Raw genomic sequence first — 19,616 nt, 5'->3', positions numbered from 1 at the left:
GACGTCAGAAAGTCACTCGTTTACGCAGTAGTTGCCGAAGGTGGGGTTGAGCAGCCCGACCACGGAGATCGTGTTGCCGCAGACGTGCACCGGAACGTGCACCGGCGCCTGGATGTTGTTGCCGGAAACGATGCCCGGGGAGTGCACGGCAGCTCCCTGGGCACCGGAGTCGGCAGCGGCCAGGCCGGCACCGGCGAGCACGAGCCCGCCGGACGCCGCCACAGCAGCGACGATCCGCTTGATCATTGTTCCTCCTTGTTGGCAAATGCGATCCCAGCCGCGGATCACACCCACTGCAACGAGGAAAAGACCGTTGAAGCTACGAACACATCGGTGCGTTCACTCTTTTCGGGGAAGTCGGCGCGAACGGCAGGTAATCCGCGCCGAATTCAGCTCCGGAATCGGGGTCGGGTCCGGGTCGCCCCAGGGCGGTCCGGGTCGTTCGGATGCGGTTTCGGACGGGGTTTCGGGGCCGGTTCAGCTCTGGTCGATGAAGCGGTCGAGCACCCGGACCCCGAACTTGAGTCCGTCGACCGGGACCCGCTCGTCCACCCCGTGGAACATTCCGGCGAAGTCCAGTTCCGGCGGCAGCTTCAGCGGGGCGAACCCGAAGCCGCGGATCCCCAGATCGTCAAAGGACTTGGCGTCCGTTCCGGCCGAGAGCATGTACGGCACCGCGCGTGCGATCGGGTCCTCGGCCCGCAGCGCCGACTGCATCGCCTCCACCAGCGCGCCGTCGAACGTCGTCTCCAGCGCCTTGTCGGCGTGGACGTCCTCGCGCTTGACCCGCGGGCCCAGGAGCCGGTCCAGGTCGGCCAGGAACTCCTCCTCGAAGCCGGGCAGGAAGCGTCCGTCGATGTGCGCGGTGGCCTGTCCGGGGATCACATTGACCTTGTAGCCGGCGCCCAGCTGTGTCGGGTTGGCGGTGTTCTTCAGGGAGGCGCCGATCAGTTTGGCGATACCGCCGAGCTTGGCCAGCGTCTCGTCCATGTTCTCCGGGTCGAGTTCGGTGCCCAGTGCGTCGCCGAGCTCGTCCAGGAAGGCCCGCAGCGTCTTGGTCACCCGTACGGGGAACTCATGGCGGCCCAACCGTCCGACGGCTTCGGAGAGTTCGGTGATGGCGTTGTCCTTGTGGATCATCGAGCCGTGTCCGGCGTTGCCGTCCACGGTGAGCTTCATCCAGTGCATGCCCTTCTGGGCGGTCTCGATCAGATAGAGCCGCAGCTGTTCGTTGACCGTGAAGGAGAAGCCGCCGACCTCGCTGATCGCCTCCGTCACACCCTCGAAGAGCTCCGGGTGGTTGTCGACGAGGTAGCGCGCGCCGTAGGTGCCGCCGGCCTCCTCGTCCGCGAGGAAGGCGAGCACGATGTCGCGCGGCGGCTTACGCCCGGTGCGCAGCCGGTCACGGACGACGGCCAGCGTCATCGCGTCCATGTCCTTCATGTCGACCGCGCCGCGTCCCCAGAGGCATCCGTCGGCGATCTCACCGGAGAAGGGGTGGTGTGTCCAGTCGTCGGCGTTGGCGGGTACGACGTCGGTGTGGCCGTGGATGAGCAGTGCGGGGCGGGAGCGGTCCTCGCCCTCGATGCGGGCGACGGTCGAGGCGCGGCCCTTGTGGGACTCGAAGATCTTCGGCTCGAGGCCGACCTCGGCGAGCTTTTCGGCGACGTACTCGGCGGCGGCGCGCTCACCCGGGCCCGAGTGGTCGCCGTAGTTGCTGGTGTCGATCCTGATCAGGTCCCGGCACAGGTCGACGACCTCGTCCTCGCCGGTGACCGTACGGGACGGCTGCGACTCACTCATGCCGGAACCTCGCTTCGCCCGGGCCCGCATTCGCGGGGCTCGCACCTTTCGATGGTTCGCTCGCGGAGCTCGCTCATGCCGACACCTCGCTTCGCTCGGGCCCGCATGCGCGGGGCTCGCACCTTTCGATGGTTCGCTCGCGGAGCTCGCTCACAGTGCCTCCTCTTGGTTCACGGCCGCGTCGTGTGCCCCGTGGAGCGCGCTCCGCGGCGGGGGTCCACCGCCATCCTCCACCCGGCGGCCGCTGGGCCCAAGGCCGCAATACTGCCGACATCCGCTGGTCACAGCGGTGCGGTGGGCCGCCTGCGCGGGTGCCCCCGGCTGCCTGTGCGGGTGATCGACCACCCTCGAAGGTTTGCTATTGTTTTCCACGTCGGAACGGCCCAGGCCGCAACGGCAGACACCTTGTCCGGGTGGCGGAATGGCAGACGCGCTAGCTTGAGGTGCTAGTGCCCTTTATCGGGCGTGGGGGTTCAAGTCCCCCCTCGGACACTTCGCAGATCAACGCCCGTCTCGGCTCCGGCCAGGCGGGCGTTGGCCGTTTCCGGTCCTCGACGGCCCGACGGCACCGAGGCCACCGAGGCCACCGAGGCCACCGAGGCCACCGAGGCCACCGATGATGTTGGCCGGTTTCGGCTGGGTGTGACGGGATTCATTCCGTGCGCGTGCCGTCCGTTCGGGGTCGGTGGTTCCGGCCTTCCGAGGTGGCTGTTGTTGCTTCCAGTGTGATCCCGCCTGACCGTTTTCGTCCGGTGTGGCTTGAGCCCGCCGCCCGACCGAGGTTCGCTTGTCGCCATGAGACGCAGATCCCCCGTTCCGCCCGCGCCGCTCCCCCAGCGTGACGGTATCGATCCCGTACGGGTGCGGCTGCCGGCCGATCCGGGCGGGGTGTGGGGCACGGTCGGGGAGCATCTGATCGACCGGTTCGCGGGGGCGATCGGGGCCGGGCGGGTGGAGGGGATGCTGCGGACGGGGCGGTTCGTCGGGGTGGAGGGGGTGCTCACCGGGGGTGAGCCGTACGTGGCCGGGCGGTTCGTGTGGTTCCACCGGGACTTCGTGCCGGAGGTGCCGGTGCCGTTCGAGGTGGGGATCGTCCATCAGGACGAGCGGATCGTGATCGCCGACAAGCCGCACTTCCTGGCCACCACGCCGCGGGGGCGGCATATCACCGAGACCGCGCTGGCGCGGCTGCGGCGTGATCTCGGGCTGCCGGCGCTCCAGCCCGCGCACCGGCTCGACCGGCTGACCGCGGGGCTGGCGCTGTTCGTCGTACGGCCGGAGGACCGGGGTGCGTACCAGGGCCTGTTCGGCGGGCGGCGGGTGCGCAAGGAGTACGAGGCGGTGGCGCGGTACGACGGGCGGGTGGCGCTGCCGGTGACGGTGCGCAGCCGGATCGTGAAGGAGCGGGGGGTGCCGGCCGCGCGGGAGGTGGCCGGTGAGGTCAATGCGGTCAGCCGGATCGAGCTGGTCGGGCGGCGGGGCGGGCTGGGCAGGTTCCGGCTGACGCCGACGACGGGGCGTACGCATCAGCTGCGGGTGCATATGAACGGCCTTGGCTTGCCGATTCTGCATGATCCGCTCTTTCCGGGCCCTTCGGGGGATATCGATGAGGCCGCTGGTGCGGGTGGGGTGGAGCCGGCGGGCTTCGGGGCGCCGCTGCAACTGCTGGCGCGGGTGCTGGAGTTCAGGGATCCGGTGGACGGGCGGGAGCGCCGGTTCGAGAGCCGGCTGCGGCTGTCGGCGTGGGACGCGGACCCGGTGGTGGAGGACGCGGGCCCGAGGGGCTGAGCGGGGGGCGGGGCCAGGGTGATGAGGGGGGCGGCCCGTGTTGGGGCGTGGGTGCGCGGTCGCGCCGAAGGCGGGTGGTGGGCGCGGAATTTGTGGTGCGGGTGGGTGGGCGGGGTGCGTAGGGTGCGCGGGTCGATGGAGTGTGGGAAGGGCTGGCCGGCGGATGCTGATCTTTGATGCGGATGACACGTTGTGGGAGAACAACGTGATCTTCGAGCGGGTCATCGACGAGTTCCTGGAGTGGATGACCCCTCCGTCGGGGCTCGACCGGGCCGGGGTGCGGGCGGTGCTCGACGGGATCGAGGCGGCGAACGCGGCGACGCTCGGGTACGGCAGCAAGGTGTTTCTGCACAGCCTCGGGGAGTGTGTGGCGCGGCTGCGGGGGCGGGCGGCGACGGCCGAGGAGTCGGCGCGGATCGCGGGGTGGGCGGCGGCCTTCGACGGCGGCCGGGTGGAGCTGATTCCGGGGGTGGCGCAGACCCTTGCGGAGCTGGCCCGGCGGCATGAACTGCTGCTGCTGACCAAGGGGGACACCGAGGAGCAGGAGCGGAAGGTGGCGGCGTCCGGGCTGAGTCTGCACTTCCGGGACGTGCACATCGTGCCGGAGAAGAACGTGGGCACGTACGAGGAGCTGATCCGCGCCTACGATCTGGTGCCGTCCTCGGCCTGGATGATCGGGAACTCCCCCAAGTCGGATATTCTTCCGGCCCGTTCGGCGGGCCTGAATGCGGTGTTCATCCCGAATGACCACACCTGGGTGCTGGAGCACGACGAGCTCGATCCGGGCGATGGAAAAGTGCTCCGGTTGTCGGCGTTCGGTGAGTTGCTGCGGCACTTCTGAGTGAGGGGTGGGGGACGTGACTGCTGTGGTGCGGCGGCCGGCGGTGTCGTGTGTGTTCGTGTGCCATGACGGCCGTGGGCGGGTGCTGCTGGCGCGACGGAGTGCCGGTGCCAGGGACGAGCCGGGCAGCTGGGACTGCGGTGCCGGGGCGTTGGAGTTCGGCGAGAGTTTCGAGGCGGCGGTGGCCCGGGAGGTGTACGAGGAGTACGGGGTACGGCCGCTCGGCATCGAGCAGCTCGGGGTGCGCAATGTGCTGCGCGGTGATCCCGTCGATTCGCACTGGGTCGCGGTGGTCTTTGCCGTGCGGGTGGATCCGGCGGGGGTGGGGATCGGCGAGCCGCACAAGTTCGATGCGCTCGACTGGTTCGCTCCGGATGCGCTGCCGGTGCCGCTGCATTCGCAGTGCGGGGAGAGTCTGGCGCTGTTCGCCGGCCGGTAGCCGCCGCCCGAGGCCGGCGGGCGGCGGCCGGGCCGTGGGCCGGGCCGCCGCCCGCTCGGTGGGCCGGGTCGGGGCCCGGTGTGGCTACAGCGGTTCGATGTCGGTCAGTTCACCGTCCTCGAGGGTGAGCCAGCGGGTGATGCCGAGTTCGCGGAGGAACGGCAGGTCGTGGCTGACGACCAGGAGCGCGCCTTCGTAGGACTCCAGGGCGGTGACCAGGCTGCGGACCGAGGCCATGTCGAGGTTGTTGGTCGGTTCGTCGAGCATCAGCAGTTGCGGGGCCGGTTCGGCGAGCATCAGTGCGGCGAGTGAGGCGCGGAAGCGTTCACCGCCGGAGAGGGTGCCGGCCTGCTGGTCGGCGCGGGCGCCGTTGAAGAGGAAGCGGGCGAGCCGGGCCCGGATGCGGTTGTTGGTGGCATCGGGTGCGAAGCGGGCGACGTTCTCCACGACGGTGCGCGTGTCGTCGAGGACGTCCAGGCGCTGGGGCAGGAAGCGGTAGGGGACATGGACCTGGGCCTCGCCGGCCTGGGGTGGCAGTTCGCCGGCGACGGTCCGCAGCAAGGTGGTCTTGCCGGAGCCGTTGGGGCCGGTCAGTGCGATCCGTTCGGGGCCGCGTACCTCCAGGTCGGCGTGGGCGCCGTAACGGGCCCGCAGGGCGTGCAGGGTGAGCACGGTGCGGCCGGGCGGCACGGCGGTGTGCGGCAGGTCGATCCGGATCTCGTCGTCGTCGCGGACCGCTTGGGCGGCTTCGTCGAGGCGTTCTCTGGCCTCTTTGAGGCGTTCGGTGTGCATGATGCGGTGTTTGCCGGCGGATACCTGGGCCTCCCTCTTGCGCGCATTCATGATGATCTTGGGTTCGCGCTTGGTGGCGTTCATCTTGTTGCCGTAGCGGACCCTGCGCGCCAACTTGACGTGGGCGTCGGAGAGTTCGCGTTTCTGGCGTTGTACGTCGGCCTCGGCGGTCCGCACCATCCGCTCGGCCGCGTCCTGTTCGACGGCGAGGGCGTGTTCGTAGGCGCTGAAGTTGCCGCCGTACCAGTGGATGCCGCCCGCCCGTCGCCCACCACCACCCCGGGTCGAGGCGCTACGCGCCGCCTCTCTGGTCACGCGCAGGTCGGCGATCCGGTCGACGAGCTGGAGGAGTTCACGGTCGTGGCTGACCACGACGAGCACTCCTGACCAGCCGCTGACCGCTGTGTGGAGCCGTTGCCGGGCGGACCGGTCGAGGTTGTTGGTGGGTTCGTCGAGCAGGAGGACGTCCGGGCGGCGCAGCAGCAGGGCGGCCAGCCGCAGGAGGACGGACTCGCCGCCGGAGACCTCGCCGATGGTGCGGTCGAGGTCGAGGCCGGGCAGCCCGAGCTGGTCGAGGGTGGCGCGGGCGCGTTCCTCGACGTCCCAGTCGTCGCCGACGGCGGTGAAGTGTTCTTCGCTCGGGTCGCCGTTCTCGATGGCGTGCAGGGCGGTGCGGGTGGCGGCGATGCCGAGCGCCTGGTCGACGCGGAGGTGGGTATCGAGGGGGGCGTGCTGGGGGAGGTAGCCGATGTCGCCGGTGGTCCTGATGCTGCCGGTGGTCGGGGTCAGTTCGCCCGCGATCAGCTTCAACAGGGTTGATTTTCCTGCTCCGTTGAGGCCGATGAGGCCGGTACGGCCGGGGCCTGCGGTGAAGTTCAGGTCCTCCAGGACGGGGCTGCCGTCGGGGAAGCTGAAGCCGAGTCCGGTGCAGACGAGGGAGGCGGGGCCGGCGGGGGTCGCGGTGGATGCGGTGAGGGGCGGCTTTGACATACAGGTCTCCTGGGTGCGCGTGGTGCGTGAACGGGGAACTGCGCGGGGAGACACCGCGGGGGAACGCCGGAGCGCGCGTCGGGGTATGCCGGAAGGCGCGGGTGGCCGTGCGGTACGCCGAGGTCGCGGACGACGCCGCGCGATGCAGAGCATGCGCGGGCGCGGTGTCTTGCGGACCTCAGACGAGCAACGGCCTTCTCCAATCGGCGGCAATGGGACCGGTGATGACGGTACGGGGGGCGCCGCCGAAATGCAAACGCTATTTTCGTTGCGTTTGGCGGAGGGGTCGGGTGGCGGCGCCCCCGTGGGGGTGTGGTGTGCCTCGGTGGTGAGTGCTGTACGAGGGAGGGCTTACGGGGAAGTGCCCTACCGGGCGGAACCTCCGGGCGGCGGGGCGTCGCGTGGGGACAGCCGTACGCGGGCCGGGCCGGTGGCCTGGAGGGTGATTCCGGCGGCCACCGGGACCTCGTGGTCCACCGCCTGGAGTTCGTAGCCGCGCAGCAGCGTGGCCAGCGCCAGGACCGACTCCAGCATCGAGAAGTGCTGCCCGATGCAGGCGCGCGGGCCGCCGCCGAACGGGAACCAGGCGTAGCGGTGCCGGTCCGCCTCCCGTTCGGGCGTGAAGCGGCCCGGATCGAAGCGTTCCGGGTTCTGCCACAGCGCCGGGTGGCGGTGGGTGACCCAGGGCGCGACGATCACGTCGGCGCCGGCCGGGATGCGGAATCCGCCGATCTCGGTGGCCGCCACGGCCCGGCGGCTGATGACCGGCGCCGCCGGATACAGCCGCATGGATTCCTTGAGCGCCTGCGTCAGACACGGCAGCCGGTCCACATCGGCGGCGGTGGGGGTGCGGTCCGCCAGGACGCGGTCGATCTCCTCGTGGACCTTGGCCTGTTCGTCGGGGTGCCGGGCGAGGAGGTGGAGGGTGAAGGCCAGGGAGGTGGCGGTGGTCTCGTGCCCGGCCAGCAGGAAGATCAGGACCTGTTCGCGGACCTCGGTCGGGTCGAGGGAGCCGTCCTCGTCGTTGCCGGTGGAGGCCAGGAGGGAGAGCAGATCGTCGCCGTGGCCGTCGCCCGCCGCTCCCGCGCGGCGGGCGGCGACGATGCGGTCGCACAGGGCGTTGAGTTCGTCGGTGGCGGCGCGGGCGCGCAGATTGCCGGGGGTGGGCCAGTGCCGCGGGATCTTCACGGGTACGTAGGCGCGTTGTACGACATAGGCGTTGATGAGGGGGGCGCACCGGTGGATGGCGTCCACGGCCTCCTCGGTGTCGAGGCCGAACAGGATCCGGGCGACGGTGCGCAGCGCGAGCCGGTTCATCTCGGGGACCAGGTCGACGGTGTTCGCCGCCGCGGTCCGCCAGCGGTCGACGACGGCGCCGGCCTCGGTCGTCACGGCCGAGGCGTAGCCGTCCACCCGGCGTTTGGTGAACAGCGGCTGCACCAGCCGTCGCTGTCTGAGGTAGTCGGCGTCCTGGCTGGTGAGCAGGCCGTTGCCGAAGGACTGCCGGACCTCCTCGTAGAGGGGGTGGTCCTTGCGGAAGTTGGCGGCCTGGGTGGCGAGGATCTGCTGGACGCCGTCGGGTGCGAAGACGGCGTGGAAGACGCTGCGCATACCGGGCGGCCCGGCCACCAGGCGGACCACATCGCCGTGCTCGCGCTGGGCGTTCACAAAGGTGCTGAGGGAGTCGCGCCGCAGGTCGAGCATCGAGCCGAGGAGGGGGAGGCCGGCCGGGCCGGGTATCCCGGTTGCGGTCCCCGGTGCGGAGCCGGGCTGGGGGTGGGGTTCGGTTAAGGGCATGCCCGGATGTCTATCCCGGTGACGGGCGTTCCTATCCGCCGACGCCCGCCTGGATGCGCCTCCCTTCCGGTCCGGGAGTGCGGCGGTGGAGGTTCCCGAGGGCAGCCTGCGGAGGGCGGGGAGGGTCCGCGTAGCATGGGGCGGATGATCAACAAGCGTGCCGGGCGGGCGGATGCCGCCGGCGGAGCCCCGTGCCGGGTCACCGTGTGCCGTGGTTGCTGCTGCGGCGATGCGGCCAAGATTCCGGGCGTCGACCACGCCGGGCAGATACCGCGGCTGCGGGTGGCGCTGGACGGCGCGGCGCCGGTGCGGGCCTCGGAGTGTCTGGACGTCTGTGACCAGGCGAATGTGGTTGTGGTCCAGCCGTCGGCCGCGGGGCGGGCGGCGGGCGGGCGGCCGGTTTGGCTGGGGCTGGTCAACGACGAGGACGCGCTGGCGGACATCGCGGCCTGGATCCGGGCCGGCGGGCCCGGGCTCGCGGAGCCGCCGGGGGTGCTCGACCTGTACGCGATCACCGTGTCGCGGCGGGTGCGGGAGGGGCTGGAGGGCTGAGGCGCCGGCTGCTCCTGGCCGCTACCGATTACCGGGCCGGGTGCGGGTTACCGGTTGCCGGTGCCGTCAACCGGTTACCGGGCGCGGGTTACCGGAGTCTTACGGGGGCGGGCCGGGGTGCGCATCGCGGCGGCGGCTGGTGTTGGCTGGAGGCATGACGTACTTCCCGGCAAGGGCACGCTGACCCCATGCACCGCGCATCGCCGCCCGCCGCGTCCCCGGCCGTCCCCGCGCCCGGGCCGCCGCGCCGTGTCCTGGTGGTCGAGGACGATCCGACCGTCGCCGAGGTCGTCACCGGCTATCTCTCCCGCGCCGGCTACACCACCGAGCACGCCGCCGACGGCTTCGCCGCGCTCGACCGGGCGGCGGAGTTCCGCCCGCATCTGATCGTGCTCGATCTGATGCTGCCGGGCCTCGACGGCCTGGAGGTGTGCCGCAGACTGCGCCGCGCGGACGACGGGCCGGACGTTCCGGTGGTGATGCTGACCGCGCGCGGCGAGGAGGCGGACCGCATCCTGGGGCTGGAGCTGGGCGCGGACGACTATGTGACCAAGCCGTTCAGCCCGCGGGAGCTGGTGCTGCGGATCGGGTCGGTGCTGCGCCGCGCGGAGTCCGCGCCGCCGGCCGCGGCGCCCTCCCCCGTACTGCGGGCCGGTGATCTGAGTGCCGATCCGGGCGGGCGGCGGGCCGACCGGGCGGGGCGGGAACTCTCCCTCACCGCCCGCGAGTTCGACCTGCTGATCTTCCTGATGCGCAACCCGGGGCGGGTCTTCTCGCGGGAGGAGCTGCTGCACCGGGTGTGGGGGTGGGAGTTCGGCGATCTGTCGACGGTGACCGTGCATGTCCGGCGGCTGCGCGAGAAGATCGAGGCGGACCCGGCGGCGCCGCGGCTGGTGACGACGGTCTGGGGCGCCGGCTACCGCTTCGACCCGGTGGCGGACGGGGCGCAGGCATGACGGACTTCCTGGTGATCGTGGCGCTGGCGGCGCTCGGTGCGGCGCTGGTGGGGCTGCTCGCCGCGCCTGCGGTACGGGCGTTGCGGCGGCGTTCGGTCGCGCTGTCGCTGTTCGCGGTGGCGGCTCTGGCGGTGGCCGCGATGGCGGCGGGGACGGTGGCGGTCGCCCAGGCGATGTTTCTGTCCAGGCACGACCTCGGCGTGGTGATGGCCGTGGTCGCGGTCTCCGCCGTGGTGTCGCTGGCGGCCGCGCTGCTCTTCGGGCGGCGGATCGCGGCGGGCAGCCGGGAGCTGGCGCGCTCGGCCCGTACGGTCGGCAGTGAGGGCGGCTTCGTGGCGCCCGCCGAGCCGGCGACGGCCGAACTGGCCGCGCTGGCAGGGGCGTTGGAGGAGACCAGCAGGCGGCTCGCGGAGGCGCGGGAGCGGGAGCGGGCGCTGGATGCCTCCCGGCGCGATCTGATCGCGGGGATCTCGCACGATCTGCGGACCCCGCTCGCCGGGCTGCGGGCGATGGCCGAGGCGCTGGAGGACGGGGTCGCCGAGGACACCGCGCGCTATCACGCGCGGATGCGGATCGAGGTGGACCGGCTGGCCGCGATGGTCGACGACCTCTTCGAGCTCTCCCGTATCCAGGCCGGGGCGCTGGCGCTGACGTTGTCGCGGGTGTCGGTGTACGACCTGGTGGACGACGCCTTGGCGGGGGCGCGGCCGCTGGCGAGGGCCGGCGGGGTGCGGCTGGTGGACGGCGGGGTGGCGCCACTGCCGGTGCGGGTGGACGCCCAGCAGATCACCCGTGTGCTGGGCAATCTGCTGGTCAATGCGATCCGGGCGACGCCGGCCGACGGGACGGTCGCGGTCAGTGCGCGGCACGAGGAGGGCCGGGTGGTGCTGGCGGTGGAGGACGGCTGCGGCGGTATCCCGCCGGAGGATCTGGCGCGGGTCTTCGACACCGGGTGGCGCGGCGGCAGTGCGCGTACCCCGCGTGCGGACGGCAAGGGCGGTGCGGGTCTCGGGCTGGCGATCGTCCGCGGCATCGTGGAGGCCCATGAGGGCCGGGCGACGGTGTGCAACACCGGCGCGGGCTGCCGCTTCGAGGTGGCGCTGCCGGCGGCGGAGGCGCAGACACAGACGCCTGCGGAGCCGGTGGAGGGTCATACCGAGCCGCCGACGGTCTGAGCCTCGGCTTCCGCGCCGGCATGGCGCCGGGGCAGGTCGCGGACGGTGCGGACCGGTGAGAAGAGCAGGATGAGGGCGGCCAGCGGCACCCCGGCGGTGGTGATCCACATGGCGGGGCGGAGGCCGAGGGCGGAGCCGAGCGCGCCGCCGAGCAGGGCGCCCAGCGGCAGGGTGCCGTAGTTGAGGAAGGAGCTGCCGGCGACCAGCCGGCCGAGCAGCTGCGGCGGGCAGTAGCCCTGCTGGAATCCGGCCTTGAGGATGTTGCCGGCCACCACGCCCGCGGAGACGCCGAAGCTGCCCGCGACGTAGAGCAGCGTCCCGGCGCCGGAGGTGGTGAGCGGGATGAGCAGCGCGGCGCTGGGCACGGCCAGTTCGAACAGGAGCATGGCGCGGGCGGTGCCGAGCCGGGCGGCGGTGCGGCGGACGGCGAAGGCGCCCGCGACACCGCCCGTACCGGCGAGCGCCATCAGCCCGCCGACCGCGCCGGGTGCCAGGCCGACCTCGCGGACGAGGAAGACGGCCAGGAGGGACTGATAGCCCATGAGGGCGAGGTTGGAGGTGGCGCCGAAGACCGTGAGGGTACGGAACCAGCGGTCGCCGGCGATCAGCCGCAGCCCTTCGGCGACCTCCGTGGTCAGGGGCCGCGGTGTGCGGCCGTGGGCCCGCGGATGCGGTTCGCGGTGGCGGATGCCGAGCAGGCAGAGCAGCGCGACGAGGAAGGTGGCGGCGTGGGCGGACAGTCCGTTGACGGCGCCGCCGAGTTGGGCAACGGCGCCGCCCGCGCCCTGCCCGGCGATCTGTGCGGCGGAGGCGCTGCCGTGCAGTTTGGCGTTGCCCTCGGGCTGGTCGGCGGGCGCGAGCAGGGTGGGGAGGTAGGCGCTGTAGGCGGTCTGGAAGACCACTGCCGCGGCGCCGGTCAGCAGGGCCACCGTGATCAGCAGCCCGAGGCCGAGCCCGCCGGCCCGGGCCAGGACGGGTACCGCGGCGAAGAGCACCAGTGACACGGCGGCGGCGGCCAGCATCAGGGGGCGGCGGCGCAGCCGGTCCACCCATACGCCGACGGGCAGGCCGATGAGCAGCCAGGGCAGCCAGCTGCACGCGCCGAGCAGTCCGACCGCGAACGGCGAGGCGTGCAGGGTGGAGACCGCGATCAGCGGCATGGTCACCTGGGTGACCGCCGCCCCGAACTTCCCCGCCGTCTCACCGCACCACAGCAGCCGGAAGTCCCGGTGCCGGCGTAGCAGTCCGCTCACCGTTCGTCCCGGTGCCGGCCGATGACCTGCGGCAACTCCGCCTTGAACGGGGCGAGGTGATGGAGCGTCAGGCGTAGGGCCGGTCGGCGCAGGAGGGTTCCGGCGTCCCGCCACCGCGCCTCGCCGTCCTCGGCGAGGCAGGTGGTGGCCTGAGGGTGCAGGTAAGTGATCGGCCGCGCCATGTGGACGAAGATACGGGAACGGGACCCGGAACGCGCGCCCCCACCGATGGCGCACGACAGCAGGGCCGAAAACGTGCGGAGGCAGCAAAACGCAACGGGCTACCGGGACTTGTGGGTCTCGCCCTCGTGCTCCCACAGCGGGTGCTCCCGCCCGGCCCACTCCGCGTCCACCGAACCGGTACGCATCCCCCGGCGCGACTCGGGATCGGCGTACGCCTTCCAGACGTGGCCGGCGATCACGATGATCACGGCGAGGGCGAGCCAGTCGTGGACGAAGGTCGCGCCGGTGCGCCATACCAGCGGGGCAAGGTGCGTGAACCACATCAGCAGGCCGGTGCCCATCATGACCAGGACCGCACCGGCGATCCAGGCGGCGTAGAGCTTCTGGCCGGCGTTGAACTTTCCCGCGGTACGCCCGTGCCGGCGACGCAGGGCGAGCCGCAGCCAGCGGCGGTCGTGCGGGCCGAAGCGGTTGAGGCGGCGGAGGTCGGCGCGCAGGGCGCGGGAGCCGAGGCCGAGCAGCAGCGGGGCGGGGAGCAGGATGCCGGACCACTCGTGGACGGTGACCATCAGGGCGCGGCGCCCGACGAGTTGGGCGAGGAAGGGGAGGTAGAGGCAGGCGGCGGTGAGCACGCAGACGGCCATCAGGGTGGCGGTGGTGCGGTGCACCCAGTGTTCGGCGGGGGTGAAGCGCGGCACGCGGGGGCGGGGTGCGGGGGTTTCAGGTGGTCGGGACATCGTCGCGTCCGTTCGACCGGCCGACCCAGGCGTCGACGTCATATCCGAGCTGCTCCCAGTATCCGGGCTGGACGTGGTCGGTGACGGTGATCCCGGAGAGCCACTTCGCCGACTTGTAGAAGTACATGGGCGCGACATAGAGGCGCACCGGCCCGCCGTGGTCGTGGCCGAGCGGCCGGTCCTGCATCCGCAGGGCGACCAGGACGTCGTCGCGGCGGGCCTGTTCGAGGGTGAGGGATTCGCTGTAGGCGCCGTCGAAGCAGGTGAAGCGGACGGCCTTGGCGCCGGGGCGGACGCCGGCGGCGTCGAGGAGGGCGGAGAGGCGGACGCCCTCGAAGGGGGTGTGGGGCACCCGCCAGCCGGTGACGCACTGGACGTCGCGGACGAGCCGGGTCTGCGGCATCGCGCGCAGGTCGGCGAGGCGGTAGCTGGCGCGGTGGCGCACCAGGCCGTCGACGGTGAGGCGGTAGCTGCGCTCGTCCTTGTGCGGTACGGAGCCGGTCACCGAGTAGTAGCGGAAGCCGCCGCCGGCCGGGAGCAGTCCGGACAGGCCGGTGGGGTCCTTCTGGGCGGCGGCGCCGAGGGTGTTGTCGTAGGCGCGCTGAAGGACGGGGGCGGTGGCGACGCCGGCGGCGCCGGCGGCGAGCATGCCGAGCACGACCCGGCGGCCGATGGGGGTGCCGCGGCCGTCCGCGCCGCCTCCGTGGTCCGCCGCTCCGGCCGGATTCGCTTCCTTGGTCACCCTTCGATTCGAACACTCCGCGGGCGCCGGGGCCAGCGTCCCGGCCCCGGCGTCAGACTTTCGTCATCAGGTGGGCCCGGCCCGGCGGGCCGCGCGGGCGCAGGCCCGGCGGAGCGCGGTGTCGCGGGCGGCGCGGAAGGCGTCCTCGGGGTCGCGGGCCGGGTACGACCAAGGGGCACGGGTCGGGTGCGGGCCGATGCGCTGGAAGAGGGCGGCGGCCTCGGCCATCCGGCCTTCGCAGAACGTGGCGTGGGCGAGGAAGTTGAGATCGACCCGGCGGCGCGGGTGGTCCTCGCCCTCCCATTCCAGCCACCAGTCGAAGGCGCCCTGGAGGAGACGGTGGGCGCGCGGGGTGGACCAGTGGCCGGAGTGCGCGGGGTCGGCGGGCTCCAGGCCGGCGGCGGCCCGTACGCGGTAGCGCTCGGCGTGTGCGACGACGGGGAGCAGGGCGAGCGGGGAGTCGGCGGGTGCGCGGGCCGCGGCGCGGGCGGCGAAGGCGTCGGCGGGGTGCCGCGGGCCGTCGGCGGGGCCGGTGGCGTCCGGTGGCGCTTCGGCCAGGCAGGCGGCCATCAGGTGGTGGGCGTGGTGGTGGTCGGGGTGGCGGGCCCGTATCTGGTGGAAGGCGTGGGCGCGCTCGTCCGGGGTGCCGGTGTGCCGGGCGAGGAGCAGCGTGCCGAGCCAGGGGGTGGGGTCGTCGGGCAGCATCCGGGCGGCGGCCGCGCAGGCCTCGGCGGCGGCGCGGGGGCCGGCCTTGCCGCGCAGCGCGAGCCGGACGGTGGCGAGGGCCAGCAGGGTGGCGGCGTCGCCGCTGTCCGGTTCGGCGAGCTGCCAGTCGGCGGCCCAGGCAGCGCTGCCCGGGCAGGTGGCCAGGACCGTCAGACGGTGGCCTCGACGGTCCCAGTCGGTGCCGGTACCGGCGAGCAGGGTACGCACCGGGGCCCACTGGCCGAGGGCCAACGCCTCGGCTGCCTCGGTGAGTTGGGTGTCGTCCGGGGCCGGGGCCGGGGGGTGGCAGGTGGGTGCGAGGGGCGGCGGGGAGGGCGGCGAAGGGGCAAGGGACATCACGGGTCAGGGGGCTCCATGGCGCGCGGCAGGGGCCGGGGCACCGCACCGTCGTGCCGGTCGGGGCGGGGCCGGATCTGCGCGCGCATATACAGAGGGTGACGGATTGGTCCGCACCAGTCATCACCCACAGCAAAGCGGTACGCAGAGCTCCGCGTCAAGACGGAACGAGGATTGGCCGGATCCGCCAACTCTCCACCTCGGCAACGGCTTTGGTTCGCGACCTGGAGAAACCCGCCCGCAACCGGCGCCTTCGGGGGCGCCCCGGAGCCTCCGGTGTGGCGCACGCCCCACCTGACGCACGCCCCACGCACCGCCCCCGCCCACCGTCCCCTCAGCCCACCGCCCTGGCCGCCGCCCGGCCCGCGGTACGCCCGGAGAAGAGACAGCCGCCGAGGAAGGTGCCCTCCAGCGAGCGGTAGCCGTGCACCCCGCCGCCGCCGAACCCGGCCGCCTCACCCGCCGCGTAGACGCCGGGCAGCGGTGTGCCGCCGTCGGTCAGCACCCGGGAGTCGAGGTCGGTCTCCAGACCGCCGAGCGTCTTGCGGGTGAGGATGCTGAGCCGTACGGCGATCAGCGGGCCGGCCTTCGGGTCGAGCAGCCGGTGCGGGGCCACGGTGCGGATCAGCCGGTCGCCCAGGTACTTGCGGGCCCCGCGCACCGCGGTCACCTGGAGGTCCTTGGTGAAGGGGTTGGTGATCTCCCGGTCGCGGGCCACGATCTCGTCGCGCAGCGCGGCCTCGTCGATCAGCGGCTCCCCGGTCAGCTCGTTCATCCGCCGTACGAGATCGGTCAACGAGCGCTCGACGAGGAAGTCCGCGCCGTGGTCCATGAAGGCCTGCACCGGGCCCGGGGCGCCGGCCCTGGCCCGGCCGAGCACCTCGCGGATGCTCTTGCCGGTCAGATCGGGGTTCTGCTCGGAGCCGGAGAGGGTGAACTCCTTCTCGATGATCTTCCGGGTGAGCACGAACCAGGTGTGGTCATGGCCGGTCGTCATGATGTGTTCGAGCGTGCCGAGGGTGTCGAAGCCGGGGAAGAGCGGCACCGGCAGCCGCTTGCCGCGGGCGTCCAGCCACAGCGGGGAGGGGCCCGACAGGATCCGGATGCCGTGCATCGGCCATATCGGGTTCCAGTTTTCGATGCCCTCGGTGTAGTGCCACATCCGGTCGCGGTTGATGAGCCGGCCGCCGGCCTCCTCGGCGATGCCGAGCATCTTGCCGTCCACATGTGCCGGGACGCCGGAGAGCATCCGCTCGGGGGGCTTGCCCAGCCGCGCGGGCCAGTTGGCGCGCACCAGCTCATGGTTGCCGCCGATGCCGCCCGAGGTGACGATCACCGCCTGGGCCCGCAGCTCGAAGGCGCCGCTGACCTCGCGGCTGCTGGGCCTGCCGCGTGCGGCGTCCGACGGCTCCAGGATCTCGCCGCTGACCGTGTCCACGCCGCCGGCGCTGCGGGTGAGGCCGGTGACCCGGTGCCGGAAGCGCAGCTCCACCCGGCCGCGCGCCACACCGGCCCGCACCCGGCGCTCGAACGGTGCGACCAGGCCCGGTCCGGTGCCCCAGGTGACGTGGAAGCGGGGCACGGAGTTGCCGTGCCCGGTGGCGTCATAGCCGCCGCGCTCGGCCCAGCCGACGACGGGGAAGAACCGTACGCCCTGCCGGTGCAGCCAGGAACGCTTCTCCCCCGCGGCGAAGTCGACGTACGCCTCGGCCCATCGGCGCGGCCAGTGGTCCTCGGGCCGGTCGAAGCCGGCCGTGCCCAGCCAGTCCTGCCAGGCCAGCGCATGGCTGTCACGGATCCGCAGCCGGCGCTGCTCGGGCGAGCCGACCAGGAAGAGACCGCCGAAGGACCAGTGCGCCTGCCCGCCGAGGGACTGTTCGGGCTCCTGGTCCAGCAGGATCACCTTGCGTCCGGCGTCCGCCAGCTCCGCGGTGGCCGCCAGCCCCGCGAGGCCCGCTCCGATCACGATCACATCAGCGTCGTACGCCATCTCTTCTCCTCACCGGGGCACGCCGGCCGGCACCGGCCACCGTGGTGGCACGATCTTCAAGGCGCCCGAGCGGCGCGTCAACCGTTTGATTACCGCGCAGTACGCGGGGGCGCGCGGGAGAATGGTGAGTGACCAGGGCCACGCCCCGCCTGCCGCCGGATGACTATCCTCAGGCGCATCCCCCGCCCACGCGCGATATGAGGTGTGCGACGTGACGGTGATACTGCTCGCCCTTGGTGCGGCCTGCTGTCTGGGACTCGGCTTCGTTCTTCAGCAGGCCGCCGCACAGCACGCCCCGATGAAGGACTACCTCTCGCTGCGGCTGCTGCTCGATCTGGTGCGGATGCCGCTGTGGGTGGCCGGTATCGGCCTGATGGTGGTGGGGATGGCACTCGGCGCGGTGGCGCTGGGGATGGGCGACATCACTCTCGTGGAGCCACTGCTGGCGACCAATCTGCTCTTCGCGATGGCACTGTCACGACGGCTGACCCGGCAGCGGCTCGGCCGCACCGGCTGGGCCGGACTGTGGCTGCTGGCGGGCGGCGTGACGGCCTTCATCGTGGCCGGCCGGCCACAGGGCGGGACCCGCAGCGCCGACCATCTGTGGCAGTGGCTGATCATGGGAATCGTGCTGGGCACCGCCCTGCTGCTGGCAGCCGTCGCCAAACGCGAGCGCACCCATGTGAGCCTGGAGGCCGCACTGCTGGGCGTCGCAGCCGGCCTGATCTACGGCCTCCAGGACGCGCTGACCCGGATCAGCGGGGAGCACTTCGGCAAGGGCGGCTGGTCGGCGCTGCTGACCAGCTGGCAGCCGTACGCGATCGTGGTGCTCGGCGTGCTGGCACTGGTAATGGTGCAGAGCGCCTTCGAGTCGGCCCCCCTGCGGCTGTCCCTCCCGGCACTCACCGCGGCCCAGCCCCTGGCCGGGATCGCCTGCGGAGTGGGCTTCCTCGGCGACCGGTTGCAGGTGACGGCCGGGGCACTGGCATGGGAGGCAGCCGGAATCGTGGCCGTGGTCTCAGGCATCGTCCTGATCGGCACACATCCGGCGATGCCGCCGGGGGCGGGCCGGACGGAGGACGTACGGCAGCTCCAGCCGGGCTGAGTTCCTCCCACGTTTTTGGGGCCTCCCACGTTTTCGGCTGCGGCGCCGTGTTCCGTCTCGCCGTAACGCCTGCGGCGGGCGTGGGTTGTCGGGTGCGGTGCCGCTCCTCCGGACTTCGTCCTGCGGCGCGGCCCCTCCCGTGGTGGGTGGGAAAACCTGAGTGGGGGCGGGCGTTGAGTGTCCCGTGTGACTGGATCCATTAGCGTGCACCCGCCCACTTACGGGCACCCCCACCGGGCTTCTCCCCTCCCCTCAACGGGAGGGGACGGGCCGGAGGGGCAGGGTTTCCGGACGTAAAGCGAAGCAGTCCGGAAACCCTGCCCCGGAGGACCGTCACCGCACCCGACAAACCAACGCCCGCCGCAGGCGCAACGGCGAGACGACACACGGCGGGACGGCCGACAACGTGGGGAGAATAGCCACATGGCCAACACGCAAGCGCGAAACGCGGACGAGATCCTCGATGTCGTCGACGAGAACGATCAGGTCGTGGGGCAGGCCCCGCGCGCCGAGACGTACGCCCGCAGAATGCGGACCCGGGCCACGTTCGTGCTGGTCCGGGACGCCGAGGACCGGATCTTCGTGCATCGCCGCACCCCGCAGAAGCTGGTCTTCCCCGCGCACTACGACATGTTCGTGGGCGGTGTGGTCGGCACCGGTGAGAGCTACGACCAGGCGGCGCTGCGGGAGGCCGAGGAGGAGCTGGGTGTGCAGGGGCTCCAGCCGCCGGAACCGCTGTTCAAGTTCCTCTACGAGACGGCCGAGCACACCTGGTGGTCCGCGGTCTACCAGGTGCGTTGCACTCTGCCGGTGGCTCCGCAGGAGGAGGAGATCGACTGGTATGCGTTCCTGACGGAGGAGGAGCTGATCGGGCGGCTGGACCGGTGGCGGTGGACGCCGGACGGGATGGCCGCGTACCGGGAGCTGCTGGCCCGGCGGGAGGCGGGGACGGTCTGATGCGGGCGGAGCGGGCAACGGGCCGGCCGAGGCGGGTGCGGCCGTGACCCTCGCCGACGGGCTGCGGTCGGCGGTCGCGGCCGTACGGCTGTGGTTCTCGCCCGCGCGGGTCCGTGCGGAGGGCACGACTCCCGACTACCGCTTCTCGCTCGCCAATGAGCGCACCTTCCTGGCCTGGCTGCGTACCGGGCTGGCGCTGGTGGGTGGCGGGTTCGCGGTGGATCAGTTCCTGCCCCGGCTGCACGAGGGGGTGCGGCTGGGGTTCACCGTCGTGCTGCTGGCGGGCGGGGCGCTGTGTGCGCTGCGGGCGGTCAACCACTGGGTGCGCTGTGAGCGGGCGATGCGGCGCGGTGAGGACCTGCCGGTCTCCCGCTTCCCGACGGTGCTGGCGCTGGCCGTCGGGCTGCTGGCGGTGGCGGTGGTCGTGCTGGTGCTGCTGGGCTGGACGGGCTAG

Annotated in this window: 19 protein-coding genes and 1 tRNA gene; 10 read left to right on the top strand and 10 right to left on the bottom strand. The window is 72.4% G+C overall.

Annotation, left to right across the window (positions count from 1 at the left end):
- Window positions 1-12 precede the first annotated feature (12 nt).
- Both ACZ55A_RS25160 and ACZ55A_RS25155 read right to left on the bottom strand, forming a co-directional pair.
- Window positions 13-246: a chaplin gene (locus ACZ55A_RS25160; protein WP_468844130.1), complete on the bottom strand. Its 234-nt coding sequence runs from the start codon at window positions 244-246 to the stop codon at window positions 13-15.
- 231 nt (window positions 247-477) lie between these two features.
- Window positions 478-1,803 (bottom strand): M20/M25/M40 family metallo-hydrolase, encoded by a 1,326-nt coding sequence (locus ACZ55A_RS25155; RefSeq protein WP_468844127.1) that lies wholly within the window; start codon window positions 1,801-1,803, stop codon window positions 478-480.
- Between the two features lie 407 nt (window positions 1,804-2,210).
- On the opposite strand from ACZ55A_RS25155, the gene ACZ55A_RS25150 reads away from it, so the two are divergent.
- The 4 genes from ACZ55A_RS25150 to ACZ55A_RS25135 all read left to right on the top strand — a co-directional run bounded on the left by ACZ55A_RS25150 (window position 2,211) and on the right by ACZ55A_RS25135 (window position 4,871).
- Window positions 2,211-2,295: transfer RNA gene (locus ACZ55A_RS25150), tRNA-Leu, on the top strand.
- A 303-nt stretch (window positions 2,296-2,598) separates the two neighbouring features.
- Window positions 2,599-3,591 (top strand): pseudouridine synthase, encoded by a 993-nt coding sequence (locus tag ACZ55A_RS25145; protein ID WP_468844125.1) that lies wholly within the window; start codon window positions 2,599-2,601, stop codon window positions 3,589-3,591.
- 163 nt (window positions 3,592-3,754) lie between these two features.
- Complete coding sequence (locus tag ACZ55A_RS25140) at window positions 3,755-4,432, top strand: HAD family hydrolase (protein WP_468844123.1); 678 nt, start codon at window positions 3,755-3,757, stop codon at window positions 4,430-4,432.
- 16 nt (window positions 4,433-4,448) lie between these two features.
- On the top strand, window positions 4,449-4,871 hold the full coding sequence (locus ACZ55A_RS25135) for an NUDIX domain-containing protein (protein ID WP_468844120.1): 423 nt from the start codon (window positions 4,449-4,451) through the stop codon (window positions 4,869-4,871).
- Between the two features lie 84 nt (window positions 4,872-4,955).
- Here ACZ55A_RS25135 and ACZ55A_RS25130 read toward each other — a convergent pair whose 3' ends face one another.
- Together ACZ55A_RS25130 and ACZ55A_RS25125 are read right to left on the bottom strand one after the other, a co-directional pair.
- Window positions 4,956-6,653 (bottom strand): ABC-F family ATP-binding cassette domain-containing protein, encoded by a 1,698-nt coding sequence (locus tag ACZ55A_RS25130; RefSeq protein ID WP_468844117.1) that lies wholly within the window; start codon window positions 6,651-6,653, stop codon window positions 4,956-4,958.
- A gap of 366 nt (window positions 6,654-7,019) precedes the next feature.
- Window positions 7,020-8,450, bottom strand: coding sequence for a cytochrome P450 (locus ACZ55A_RS25125; RefSeq protein WP_468844115.1), 1,431 nt, complete (start codon window positions 8,448-8,450; stop codon window positions 7,020-7,022).
- A gap of 144 nt (window positions 8,451-8,594) precedes the next feature.
- Here ACZ55A_RS25125 and ACZ55A_RS25120 point away from each other — a divergent pair, with 144 nt between their 5' ends.
- The 3 genes from ACZ55A_RS25120 (at window position 8,595) to ACZ55A_RS25110 (ending at window position 11,133) form a co-directional block, all read left to right on the top strand.
- A complete protein-coding gene (locus ACZ55A_RS25120) occupies window positions 8,595-9,002 on the top strand; it encodes a (2Fe-2S) ferredoxin domain-containing protein (RefSeq protein ID WP_468844112.1) in 408 nt (135 codons plus the stop codon).
- 188 nt (window positions 9,003-9,190) lie between these two features.
- Window positions 9,191-9,958 carry a response regulator transcription factor gene (locus ACZ55A_RS25115; RefSeq protein ID WP_468844110.1) on the top strand — a complete coding sequence of 256 codons (768 nt, stop codon included), beginning with the start codon at window positions 9,191-9,193 and terminating at the stop codon, window positions 9,956-9,958.
- A complete protein-coding gene (locus tag ACZ55A_RS25110; protein WP_468844108.1) occupies window positions 9,955-11,133 on the top strand; it encodes a sensor histidine kinase in 1,179 nt (392 codons plus the stop codon). Before ACZ55A_RS25115 ends, ACZ55A_RS25110 begins: the two co-directional genes overlap by 4 nt.
- Here ACZ55A_RS25110 and ACZ55A_RS25105 read toward each other — a convergent pair.
- From ACZ55A_RS25105 to ACZ55A_RS25080, 6 genes are all read right to left on the bottom strand, one after another.
- The gene (locus ACZ55A_RS25105; protein WP_468844106.1) at window positions 11,109-12,386 is read right to left on the bottom strand and encodes an MFS transporter; all 1,278 of its coding nucleotides are present in this window, start codon (window positions 12,384-12,386) and stop codon (window positions 11,109-11,111) included. The two genes, ACZ55A_RS25110 and ACZ55A_RS25105, sit on opposite strands and share 25 nt — an antisense overlap.
- The gene (locus ACZ55A_RS25100) at window positions 12,383-12,568 is read right to left on the bottom strand and encodes a hypothetical protein (protein WP_468844104.1); all 186 of its coding nucleotides are present in this window, start codon (window positions 12,566-12,568) and stop codon (window positions 12,383-12,385) included. Before ACZ55A_RS25100 ends, ACZ55A_RS25105 begins: the two co-directional genes overlap by 4 nt.
- Window positions 12,569-12,667: 99 nt before the next feature.
- Window positions 12,668-13,306 carry a cytochrome b/b6 domain-containing protein gene (locus ACZ55A_RS25095; RefSeq protein WP_468844101.1) on the bottom strand — a complete coding sequence of 213 codons (639 nt, stop codon included), beginning with the start codon at window positions 13,304-13,306 and terminating at the stop codon, window positions 12,668-12,670.
- A complete protein-coding gene (locus tag ACZ55A_RS25090; protein ID WP_468844098.1) occupies window positions 13,290-14,048 on the bottom strand; it encodes a molybdopterin-dependent oxidoreductase in 759 nt (252 codons plus the stop codon). Before ACZ55A_RS25090 ends, ACZ55A_RS25095 begins: the two co-directional genes overlap by 17 nt.
- A 66-nt stretch (window positions 14,049-14,114) precedes the next feature.
- Complete coding sequence (locus tag ACZ55A_RS25085; RefSeq protein ID WP_468844096.1) at window positions 14,115-15,110, bottom strand: hypothetical protein; 996 nt, start codon at window positions 15,108-15,110, stop codon at window positions 14,115-14,117.
- Between the two features lie 334 nt (window positions 15,111-15,444).
- Window positions 15,445-17,100: an FAD-binding dehydrogenase gene (locus tag ACZ55A_RS25080; RefSeq protein WP_468844093.1), complete on the bottom strand. Its 1,656-nt coding sequence runs from the start codon at window positions 17,098-17,100 to the stop codon at window positions 15,445-15,447.
- 211 nt (window positions 17,101-17,311) lie between these two features.
- On the opposite strand from ACZ55A_RS25080, the gene ACZ55A_RS25075 reads away from it, so the two are divergent.
- The 3 genes from ACZ55A_RS25075 (at window position 17,312) to ACZ55A_RS25065 (ending at window position 19,616) form a co-directional block, all read left to right on the top strand.
- A complete protein-coding gene (locus ACZ55A_RS25075; RefSeq protein ID WP_468844090.1) occupies window positions 17,312-18,205 on the top strand; it encodes a DMT family transporter in 894 nt (297 codons plus the stop codon).
- 423 nt (window positions 18,206-18,628) lie between these two features.
- On the top strand, window positions 18,629-19,162 hold the full coding sequence (locus ACZ55A_RS25070) for an NUDIX hydrolase (protein WP_468844088.1): 534 nt from the start codon (window positions 18,629-18,631) through the stop codon (window positions 19,160-19,162).
- A 43-nt stretch (window positions 19,163-19,205) separates the two neighbouring features.
- Window positions 19,206-19,616 carry a YidH family protein gene (locus ACZ55A_RS25065; RefSeq protein ID WP_468844086.1) on the top strand — a complete coding sequence of 137 codons (411 nt, stop codon included), beginning with the start codon at window positions 19,206-19,208 and terminating at the stop codon, window positions 19,614-19,616.

The organism is Streptomyces sp. NPDC034111, from assembly GCF_055575375.1.
The sequence above is the reverse complement of the archived record's forward strand: the minus strand, read 5'-3'. Positions and strand labels throughout refer to the sequence as shown.

Excerpts from the sequence above, each read along its gene's own strand:
- ACZ55A_RS25160 (WP_468844130.1), bottom strand. The coding sequence starts at position 246 with ATGATCAAGCGGATCGTCGCTGCTGTGGCGGCGTCCGGCGGGCTCGTG.
- ACZ55A_RS25155 (WP_468844127.1), bottom strand. The coding sequence starts at position 1,803 with ATGAGTGAGTCGCAGCCGTCCCGTACGGTCACCGGCGAGGACGAGGTC.
- ACZ55A_RS25145 (WP_468844125.1), top strand. The coding sequence starts at position 2,599 with ATGAGACGCAGATCCCCCGTTCCGCCCGCGCCGCTCCCCCAGCGTGAC.
- ACZ55A_RS25140 (WP_468844123.1), top strand. The coding sequence starts at position 3,755 with ATGCTGATCTTTGATGCGGATGACACGTTGTGGGAGAACAACGTGATC.
- ACZ55A_RS25130 (WP_468844117.1), bottom strand. The coding sequence starts at position 6,653 with ATGTCAAAGCCGCCCCTCACCGCATCCACCGCGACCCCCGCCGGCCCC.
- ACZ55A_RS25125 (WP_468844115.1), bottom strand. The coding sequence starts at position 8,450 with ATGCCCTTAACCGAACCCCACCCCCAGCCCGGCTCCGCACCGGGGACC.
- ACZ55A_RS25120 (WP_468844112.1), top strand. The coding sequence starts at position 8,595 with ATGATCAACAAGCGTGCCGGGCGGGCGGATGCCGCCGGCGGAGCCCCG.
- ACZ55A_RS25115 (WP_468844110.1), top strand. The coding sequence starts at position 9,191 with ATGCACCGCGCATCGCCGCCCGCCGCGTCCCCGGCCGTCCCCGCGCCC.
- ACZ55A_RS25110 (WP_468844108.1), top strand. The coding sequence starts at position 9,955 with ATGACGGACTTCCTGGTGATCGTGGCGCTGGCGGCGCTCGGTGCGGCG.
- ACZ55A_RS25100 (WP_468844104.1), bottom strand. The coding sequence starts at position 12,568 with ATGGCGCGGCCGATCACTTACCTGCACCCTCAGGCCACCACCTGCCTC.
- ACZ55A_RS25095 (WP_468844101.1), bottom strand. The coding sequence starts at position 13,306 with ATGTCCCGACCACCTGAAACCCCCGCACCCCGCCCCCGCGTGCCGCGC.
- ACZ55A_RS25085 (WP_468844096.1), bottom strand. The coding sequence starts at position 15,110 with ATGTCCCTTGCCCCTTCGCCGCCCTCCCCGCCGCCCCTCGCACCCACC.
- ACZ55A_RS25080 (WP_468844093.1), bottom strand. The coding sequence starts at position 17,100 with ATGGCGTACGACGCTGATGTGATCGTGATCGGAGCGGGCCTCGCGGGG.
- ACZ55A_RS25070 (WP_468844088.1), top strand. The coding sequence starts at position 18,629 with ATGGCCAACACGCAAGCGCGAAACGCGGACGAGATCCTCGATGTCGTC.